We start from the raw sequence: 8,712 nt of genomic DNA on the forward strand, positions 1-8,712 counted from the left end.
TTCCTTCGGGACCCGGTCCGACAACTGGAAGCTGAGGAACAGTTTTTCGGTATAATTCTTTTTGCCTTGCATACCTTCAATTTACGGATTTCCGCTCATTGGTAAAAGCAAAAAATGATGTTTATTGGAGTTCTGCAACAGCCACGTTCCTAATTTGAAACTATCTCTTTTCTAATAAATTTGCTATCCGATTGTATTTTCCTTGGTAAGAAATGGTTGATGATTGTGGCGTTTTCCGGTAGCTTTATACAAAGCGTTTGCCAATGCCGCAAAAATAGGGGGGTAGGTTGGTTCTCCGAGGCCAGTAGGGTTAACGTCTCTTTTTATAAAATGCACAGCGATTTCTTTTGGTGCTTCTCCCATACGTATCATTCGGTAGGTGTCGAAGTTGTTCTTTTGGGGCATACCGTCTACAAATGTTAGTTCGCCATAAAGTGAGGTACCAATACCATCAACGATTCCTCCTTCGGCCAAATTGGTCGACGCATAGGGATTTACGACGATACCACAATCGACAGCACAGGTCACTTTTTCGATAATGGGTTGATTGTTTTCCCAACGCATTTCCAGCACTTGGGCGGCATAAGAGTTGTGGCAAAAATAGGCAGCCACTCCTTTCGACAAGCCGTCATCCGAATTCCCCCAATTTGATTTTTCCTTGACCAATTTTAAAACGCCGGCATATCGTAAAGGGTCATAATCATTGGTTTTTCCTTCTAGGGGATTGGTGATGGCACGTTCCAGTAATTCCAATCGGAAATCAATGGGGTCTTTATTGGCCGCTTCAGCAACTTCATCCAAAAAGGACTGTTCCGCACAGGCCATAAAGTTGGAACTGGGTGCCCTGAAGGAACCCACGGTAAGATTGGTGTCGATGGTCCAATCCTCTGCCAGATAATTATCCACGGCACCTGGAGGAAAGCGGTCTTGGTGTAACGGACTTTGAGGAATACCCCAAGTATTCACATGGAATGCGATCAATTTGTTATCCGTATCCAGACCCGCACGATATTTTGCCTGATAAGCAGGTCGATAAATCCCATCGGTCATATCGTCTTCGCGGGTATAGACCAGTTTTATAGGGGCGTTCATTTTTTGGGATATGAGTGCGGCCTCCACTAGCCAATGGGCATACGATCTTCGACCATAGCCCCTACCCAACCGGGTCATTTGAATATCGATATTTTCGAGCGGCATTCCTAAACGTGCCGAAAGGGTTTGCTCGGTCAATTCAGGTTTTTGTAAGGGTCCGATAAGTTCCGCCTTTTCCGCAGTCACATCGGAAAAGAAATTCATGGGTTCCATCCAATTATGGGACAAAAAAGGTGCGGTATACGTGGCCTCTATAATTTTTGCAGCTCTTTTAAAGGCAGTTTCGGGGTCACCGTCCCGCCGTCTTACTTCTACTTTTTTTGAAGGTATGGCGTCCATTTGAGCATAATGTGCGCTTGTATTTTCCAATCCAGCCGGCGTATGCTCTTGCCATTTTCGGCCAAATCGGTCCCGGGACTCCGTTGAACTTTCAATGGGTTCGCATTCCAATTTTAAGGCTTTCTTGGCATTCATGACCTCCCAGGTGGAATCACCGACAATAACCGCCACTTCATTGAAGGTCCGCGTATCAAAAAAAGCCTTTTCATATCCGTCGTTAAAAACGTTGATGGTGAAAATGTCCTTGATTCCGGGCATATTTCTTGCCATGCTATCGTCAATGGACTTTAGCTTTAATCCAAAGGCAGAAGGATGTACGATCATGGCGATGAGCATGCCCTCGCGATGGGTATCGATTCCGAACAACGGTTTTCCGGTTACAATTTTTTGGCCGTCTACATTTTTTTGGGAAGTTCCTATGATATTAAAATCCCCAACATCTTTCAATTGAACTTCTTCGGGCACTTCCATTTTCGCTGCAGCAGATGCCAATTCCCCATAGCCTGCCGACGCACCACTTTTCCTATGATGTAAAAATCCACCCTCAGTGGTAATTTCTTCCCGTGGAACTTGCCAAGTTTCTGCAGCAGCCGCGATGAGCATCGCCCTCGCAGAAGCACCTGCCATTCGAAGTCCTTCCCATTCTCTTCGAATGGATTGGCTACCTCCAAGATATTGAAAGGTAAAGGCATCGGTATTTAAAGGTGCTTGTTCTACGATTACATCATTCCAATCAACGCCCAGTTCATCGGCCACGATCATGGGCATGGACGTTTTTACATTCTGACCGCCCTCCGGATTTGGGGATAAAATGGTGACATGTCCATTATCGGCAATCTTTAAATAACCATTGATCTTGAACCATTCCTTCGGTAATTCCTTCACCTCTTCTGGGGACATTTTACACGAAGCAAACCAGCTAAAACCGAGCATCATGCCACCACCGGCCAGTGCCGAACTTTTAATAAAGGACCTTCTCCCTATTTTAGTTTTTCAGTAGACATGAAATTTAATTTTAAAGTTTTTATTCTAATTTGGTAAAGATAGCTGGCATGTATTCAGGGTCCATCGCTTGCATATCGATCAGTTCCAAGGACTTCACCATTTTTAAGGTTGCCGTTTTATACTTTAGAAAATGCGGGGTTTTTAAATGCGATTGGTACGCATTAGTATCTGCATAGATCTCCAATAAACGAATTTGGCTGGGATACTCTTTCTGGTACATGGGATAAATACAAATTACACCCGGTTCCAAACGTACAGAAGCTTCCGACTCTTCCTTTAAAATGGCCTTATATTCCTCTAAGTACTCAGGAAATATTTCTAGGGCTGCAATCCTGACCATCATGTTTTCATGTCTTGTTGCATCATCACTAACCTGTGCTAGTCCCGAAAACGAGAAGATCATTGTTGCTACAAAGGATAAAATTACTTTTTGGTATCCCATAAAATAGAAAGATAAAGTTACCCAACCAGAGGGGGTTTGTCAGTTACAAATGGTTGTTTATAGTACCTTGTACCCGTTGCTTTGTCCAATGCATTGGCCATAGCTCCAAATACGGGAGGAAATGGAGGTTCGCCCATACCAGTTGGGTCAATTTCATTCTGCACAAAATGCACATCGATTTCATTTGGTGCTTCTTTCATACGGATCATTTGATATTGGTGGAAATTATTTTTCTGGGGTACCCCGTTTTCAAAGGTCAATTCGCCAAATTGGTTGTGGTTATTTGCGAAAAAACCAATGCTCCTGCGCAAAGCCATTGGCATAACGGGTGACTTCCATACTTTCCACCACTATTACTGGGTTATTCCCCGTAAAGCGAACCCAATCGCAAACATAATCGTCATTTGCCATTTGGGTAATATTCTCCATTTTAGGGTTTTTTACATTCGAATGAAAGCCCCTGACCATTACTTTTAAGCTGTCCAAGCCAAGTTTGTCACCGCCTGCATGGTTTACAAAATCGGTAGCGATTATATTATCGAGCTTACCAACATCCCCAGTTTCAAAAACTTTCATCAAAATATTGTCGGCTTTTATGTTCAACTTTTGCGTGGATTCAGAAGGTTTGCATGAAAAAAGTAGTATGCCAACTAAGGATATTAGAAGATTCGTTTTCATGTGTATTATTTTAGAGGTTTAAGGATATAGGGTTCGCCAGGAGCCAAAACCATGATTCTTTCGGGATTGACCACTTTTTCATACAAATCTTTAGGATCAGCATTGAACGGTGCAAAATCCGGGGCATCCACAGATCCCCAATGGTTAAGCAACAAGGGTGTATTCGGGTAGGCATTGGCAATTTTGATGGCACCTTCCAAGGTAAAATGCCACTCGCTATTGGAAAAATCGAACAGAATGGCATCCGGTGCTTCATATTCCAGATGCTCTTGCAGTAAGCGTGAATCTCCTGGTGCCCAAATGGTTCCTTCCGGTGTTTCTATCCAAAACCCACAGGCATCCTCATTCTTAAAAATACGTTCGCTCATTCCTGGATAGGCATTTTGATAGGCATGATCGGCCGCCGTTAATTGTACACGAATAGGTCCAACATCAAAAGTTGCGCCGATATCATGGCCTTGGGAGGTAAACCCTTCATTGGTCATTAGGGAGTCCACATAAACGGTCGAGTGAAAAACTTTGGTCACCCGAGCCAAATCTTTGGTCGTGGGAACGCTGTAATGATCATTGTCTGCATGCGTAACCAATATGGCATCAAGGCTAAGTACCTCTTCCGTCTTGATAGGAAAATCTATCATTATGGGCATATCGAATCCTTTTAAAAGGGAGTCAATCATCAATGTAGTACCATGACTATTTACAAAAAAACCCGCCATTCCCAACCAGCGCAAAGTCGTATTATCAGAAGACTTAAAAGCTTCCTTTCCAAAAGGCTGAGTTGTTGGAGGTTTAGCCTGCTGTTTTTTTGTTGATGTCTGCCCATCTTGCGATTGTGCATTTAGACAACCCGATACTATCAAAAGTAATAGTGTGGATAGGATTGAAATGTGCGAGTAATTTTTCATTTTAAGGTTCCAGTTAAATTTATAATCGTTTTTTGAGATTTCTATTAGGATTTGGGAAGCTATAGTTCAAGGAAATATTCCATGTAAAATCATCTTCCGGTACTATTTCGGTATCGATTACTTTATTCACTATTGCGGAAATGGAAAGAGGAAAATCTTTTTTGGCAAACGTGAAAAAGCCCGCCACGTAATATCCCTTTAAATCATCGATCTTCAAAAAGTAGACCTGCGGGGTTATATTAAAATAGTAGTGCTCTGAAACCAACAAATTAATAAAGGAGGAATTCAATACCAAAAAATTGGTCTGTTTTATTCCTTCGTCAAAACCCTGTCCACGCAAATAGTACATACCGATACTCGTTTTTTCGGATATTTTGTAAGTGGGCACAATCTCCACTGCCAAATACCTCCGCGATTCCAATAGTTCTTCAGCTTGGCCATTTCGAATTATGCTTACCGTCCTAAAATTCAATGCAGGATGTGCACCCAACCGTAGCGAGAATTTTTCTTTTTGAATCGCCTTGTAACGAAACCAAAAAAGAAAGGACCAAGGTTTACCTTCTAGTGGAAAGCGCATATCCGGTTCAAAACTGACCCTTCCCTTGGTGAACTTCAAATCGAACAGCAGTGCCGGATCACCCAGAGAAAAAGAGGGAATTAATGATATACCGTTGTTCGTAATACTGGCGGTTCCGCGGAAATCATCTAGAAACTGACGGTTCTCTTCTTGCGCATTTGCTTGTCCACAAATAACCAAAAAAAATAGGGTCAGTACTACGTTAGATATATGGTTCATCAGTCTATGATTTGCTCCGAATCAAAAATACCGTAATGAGATAGGAGTATACGTACCCTAATTACGGATGTTCATACCTTAATTACGGTTTTTTACATATAGCGTTGAATTCTTGGTTGTCAATGGCTTATCTTTATTTCATAATAGAGAAAAAATGGAAAACATATTTCATATCAAGACAGTGGCCGATTATTTTAAATGGCGAAGCTCCAGCCCATCACACCCGCTGGTTGGTATTTTGGATTACGAAAACGCCGATGCTTTTCCCGATTATTCCTATGATGGATTGCATTTTGATTGTTATGGGGTTTTCCTGAAGGATGCCAAAAACTGTAAGATGAGGTATGGAGGGGGAGACTACGATTTTGATGAGGGTTCTATGGTTTTTATAGGACCGGGACAACAGGTAGGGTTAGATTATGAACCTGACTATGTTCCTAAAGGCTTTGCCCTGATTTTTCACCCGGACCTGTTATTGGGAAGCGAATTGGGCAGAAAAATGAATTCGTACAATTTTTTCTCGTATTCCGTAAAGGAGGCCCTTCACTTGTCCGCCCGGGAACGTGAATTGATATTGAGTGTTTTGGACAAAATCCAATATGAACTGGAGCAAAATCTGGATAAGCACAGTAAAAAGCTCATTGTAAGCAATATTGAACTGTTGTTGGATTATTGTATGCGTTTTTATGACCGGCAATTTTTGACCAGGGAAATTCAACACCAAGGAGCTTTGGAAAAATTCGATATGCTGTTAGGTAATTATTTTTCATCGGAAAAACCTAAAACCAACGGTTTGCCTTCGGTAGGATATTTTGCTGAAAATCTGCATCTGAGTGCAAACTACTTTGGGGATCTGGTCAAAAAAGAAACGGGCTATTCAGCTCAGGAATTTATACAGAACAAATTGATCGATGTGGCCAAGGAAAAGGTCTTCGACCTCAGTAAATCCGTCAGTGAGATTGCTTATGAATTGGGCTTTAAAAATCCACAGCACTTTAGCCGGTTGTTCAAACAAAAGGTAGGACACTCCCCACAAGAATTTAGATTACTCAATTAGTGCCTTGATTATGAAAATTGATCAAACGAATTTAGAATAGTTTTAAGGCTTAGGTAGTACTTTTATAAATCCTCATTTCATGCACTACCAATCGATACCATAATTCTTAGGTCGGATTTTTTCAGTTGTTAGAAAGGGTATCGATTAATCTGAAGCCTAGAGTACAGTCTTTTATAATATTGCCTTTTCATTTTTAATTATAAGCTGTATATAATTGCTTGGTAAGGTTTCAGGGTAATGCTTATGCCTTTAATGGAAGTTTCGGTATAATTGTTAATAATGACATTTTCTGGGTTAATTCCTTTGAGTTCCTCTAGTTCGATGTCAGATTCGGTTTCCGAGAAATTAAGCAGCACCAAGAATTTCTTTCCATCCAGCTCTCGTGTATATGCATATATTTCTTCATGTTCGGGTTGTAGTAACGTATAGGACCCATAGACTAAAACGGGGTTTTCTGTGCGAAGAGCCGTCATCTTTTTGAAATGGGTAAGCACCGAATTTGGATCATCTTCTTGTAATGCTACATTGATTTCTTTATAGTTTGGATTGACTCTTTTCCAAGGGGTGCCGGTCGTGAATCCTCCATGTTCTGTAGTGTCCCATTGCATTGGGGTACGACCGTTTTCGCGAGAACTATAGTTCAGAACTTTCATAAAGGCTTCCATATTTTCATTGGCCGCCAAGGCACCTTTGTATTTTCCTTTCGCATCGATATCTACATATTCTTCAATTGTGGGCATATCCATGTTCGTCATACCCAGCTCGTCGCCGTAATACATGTAGGGTGTTCCCCGCATGCTTAACAAAAAGGTGTTTAACAATTGAGTGGAAACGCTTCGGAATTCAGGGCTGTCATTCCCAAACCGGGAAACCATTCTTGCATTATCGTGATTGGCCAAAAAGATGGCGATCCAACCCTCTTCGGCAAAAGCCTCATCCCATCGCGTAAATACATCCTTCAATTCTTTTAGCGTATATCCTTCAGGAGTTCGTGATACATCCACAGTTTCAAAATGGTAGGCCATTTGCAATTCGTTTCTATCGGCATCTACCAATTTATGGGCATCCTCCATAGTACTGCCCGCTCCTTCGGCAACGGCAAAAACATCATAGGGCTTAAGTACTTCGGTGTACATTTCTTTTAGGTAATCATGTAATGGTGGTCGCATTCCGTACCATTTGATAAAGTCTTTTTCATGCCCTTCGGGAAATTCAGGATAGGTAATATCTTTGCTTGCAAATTGGAAGGCATCCATTCGAAATCCGTCAACACCCTTATCGGCCCAGAATTTCATAATGTCATATACCTCTTGACGTAATTTTGGATTTTCCCAATTCAAATCCGGTTGTTCCTCGGCGAAGGTATGCAAGTAGTAAGAATCGGTTTGTTTATTATAGTCCCAACCACCTTCTGGGTCAAATAAACTATACCGATAAGGGGGGTCGCCCTTTTCCGCGGGCCACCAATGGTAGTAATCTCGGTATTCACTATCTCTAGAACTACTGGCCTGTTTGAACCATTCGTGTTGGTTACTACTATGGTTCACCACTACGTCGAGTACGAACTTGATGCCGCGTTCATGCATTCCAGCGAGCATGGCATCAAAATCTTCCATAGTGCCATAACGTTCATGTATGGCTCGATAATCACTTACATCATAACCATTGTCCACGAGGGGCGAATCAAAGAAGGGATTCATCCATACTGCGGTTATACCTAAACTTTCCAAATAATCTAATTTTTCGATTACCCCTTTGAAATCGCCGAAACCATCACCATCGGTATCCTTAAAACTTTGTGGATATAATTGATAGATAATTCCTTCTTTCCACCAGGTCTTTTCAATTTGGGAGGTTTGAAAGGGGGGTTCTTTTTTCTCAGCACAGGCAATTGCTAAAATGAGTAAGGCTAAAAAAGGGAATATCGTTTTCATTTAGAAAAGTTTATTAAACATATCTAAATATAGACCTTTTAATCAAAAAGAATAATGTTCACAAAACATAAATCATTGTTCTACAAATCGGCCGATCAATGGTCCTTTCCGAAAAGGAAGTGAAAGCACCGAGAAACGTTCGTGGCCGTTGCAGAAGTGGTCTACGTAAAAGAGATTGATCCAAGGCGGCTGTTTTACAGAGCCCTTAGGAGAACCGGTCTTGGTCGGATTTGCCGGTAATGGGTTGTCAGGTAGCCTTGGAATGCCTCCATTATGGTCTTTAAAATGCGAATAGAGGGTTTCCCTCCCCCTTTCTTGAGGTACTTTTTAAGGTTGAAGGCGATCGCGGCCATGAGCATGACCTTGTGCGCACCGGCCTTGCCCAGTACGCCTATTTTCCGTAGGCCGTAGAACTGTGTCAGGCTGCCGAACACGGGCTCCACCGTACTTTGCCTCAGCTTTTT

At 41.9% G+C, this 8,712-nt stretch carries 8 protein-coding genes and 1 pseudogene; 1 reads left to right on the forward strand and 8 read right to left on the reverse strand.

Annotated features, from left to right (window positions below; translation table 11 throughout):
- Positions 1 to 183 precede the first annotated feature (183 nt).
- The 6 genes and pseudogenes from BLT07_RS20230 to BLT07_RS20255 form a co-directional block, all read right to left on the reverse strand.
- A complete protein-coding gene (locus tag BLT07_RS20230; protein ID WP_091874377.1) occupies positions 184 to 2,367 on the reverse strand; it encodes a xanthine dehydrogenase family protein molybdopterin-binding subunit in 2,184 nt (727 codons plus the stop codon).
- Between the two features lie 88 nt (positions 2,368 to 2,455).
- Positions 2,456 to 2,878, reverse strand: a complete 423-nt coding sequence (locus BLT07_RS20235) for a putative quinol monooxygenase (RefSeq protein ID WP_245726626.1) — start codon at positions 2,876 to 2,878, stop codon at positions 2,456 to 2,458.
- A 17-nt stretch (positions 2,879 to 2,895) separates the two neighbouring features.
- Positions 2,896 to 3,147: pseudogene (locus BLT07_RS20240) on the reverse strand (xanthine dehydrogenase family protein molybdopterin-binding subunit); the annotation flags it as partial.
- A 10-nt stretch (positions 3,148 to 3,157) separates the two neighbouring features.
- Positions 3,158 to 3,556: a nuclear transport factor 2 family protein gene (locus BLT07_RS20245; RefSeq protein WP_091874379.1), complete on the reverse strand. Its 399-nt coding sequence runs from the start codon at positions 3,554 to 3,556 to the stop codon at positions 3,158 to 3,160.
- Between the two features lie 5 nt (positions 3,557 to 3,561).
- Positions 3,562 to 4,461 (reverse strand): MBL fold metallo-hydrolase, encoded by a 900-nt coding sequence (locus tag BLT07_RS20250; RefSeq protein WP_091874382.1) that lies wholly within the window; start codon positions 4,459 to 4,461, stop codon positions 3,562 to 3,564.
- Between the two features lie 19 nt (positions 4,462 to 4,480).
- Entirely contained in the window at positions 4,481 to 5,257 is a 777-nt protein-coding gene (locus BLT07_RS20255) for a hypothetical protein (RefSeq protein WP_091874384.1), read from the reverse strand.
- 154 nt (positions 5,258 to 5,411) lie between these two features.
- On the opposite strand from BLT07_RS20255, the gene BLT07_RS20260 reads away from it, so the two are divergent.
- The gene (locus BLT07_RS20260) at positions 5,412 to 6,314 is read left to right on the forward strand and encodes a helix-turn-helix domain-containing protein (RefSeq protein WP_091874387.1); all 903 of its coding nucleotides are present in this window, start codon (positions 5,412 to 5,414) and stop codon (positions 6,312 to 6,314) included.
- 197 nt (positions 6,315 to 6,511) lie between these two features.
- On the opposite strand, the gene BLT07_RS20265 is transcribed toward BLT07_RS20260, so the two are convergent.
- Positions 6,512 to 8,248, reverse strand: coding sequence for a glycoside hydrolase family 13 protein (locus BLT07_RS20265; RefSeq protein WP_091874390.1), 1,737 nt, complete (start codon positions 8,246 to 8,248; stop codon positions 6,512 to 6,514).
- A gap of 194 nt (positions 8,249 to 8,442) precedes the next feature.
- A partial coding sequence (locus BLT07_RS21515) for a transposase (RefSeq protein WP_245726625.1) occupies positions 8,443 to 8,712 on the reverse strand: 270 nt, incomplete at its 5' end.

The sequence above is a fragment of the Pricia antarctica genome (genome assembly GCF_900101815.1).
Lineage (GTDB): Bacteria > Bacteroidota > Bacteroidia > Flavobacteriales > Flavobacteriaceae > Pricia > Pricia antarctica.

What these genes read in the sequence shown, in the direction of transcription:
- BLT07_RS20250 (WP_091874382.1), bottom strand. Translation starts at nt 4,461, where the DNA reads ATGAAAAATTACTCGCACATTTCAATCCTATCCACACTATTACTTTTG.
- BLT07_RS20230 (WP_091874377.1), bottom strand. Translation starts at nt 2,367, where the DNA reads ATGATGCTCGGTTTTAGCTGGTTTGCTTCGTGTAAAATGTCCCCAGAA.
- BLT07_RS20265 (WP_091874390.1), bottom strand. Translation starts at nt 8,248, where the DNA reads ATGAAAACGATATTCCCTTTTTTAGCCTTACTCATTTTAGCAATTGCC.
- BLT07_RS20245 (WP_091874379.1), bottom strand. Translation starts at nt 3,556, where the DNA reads ATGAAAACGAATCTTCTAATATCCTTAGTTGGCATACTACTTTTTTCA.
- BLT07_RS20255 (WP_091874384.1), bottom strand. Translation starts at nt 5,257, where the DNA reads ATGAACCATATATCTAACGTAGTACTGACCCTATTTTTTTTGGTTATT.
- BLT07_RS20235 (WP_245726626.1), bottom strand. Translation starts at nt 2,878, where the DNA reads ATGGGATACCAAAAAGTAATTTTATCCTTTGTAGCAACAATGATCTTC.
- BLT07_RS20260 (WP_091874387.1), top strand. Translation starts at nt 5,412, where the DNA reads ATGGAAAACATATTTCATATCAAGACAGTGGCCGATTATTTTAAATGG.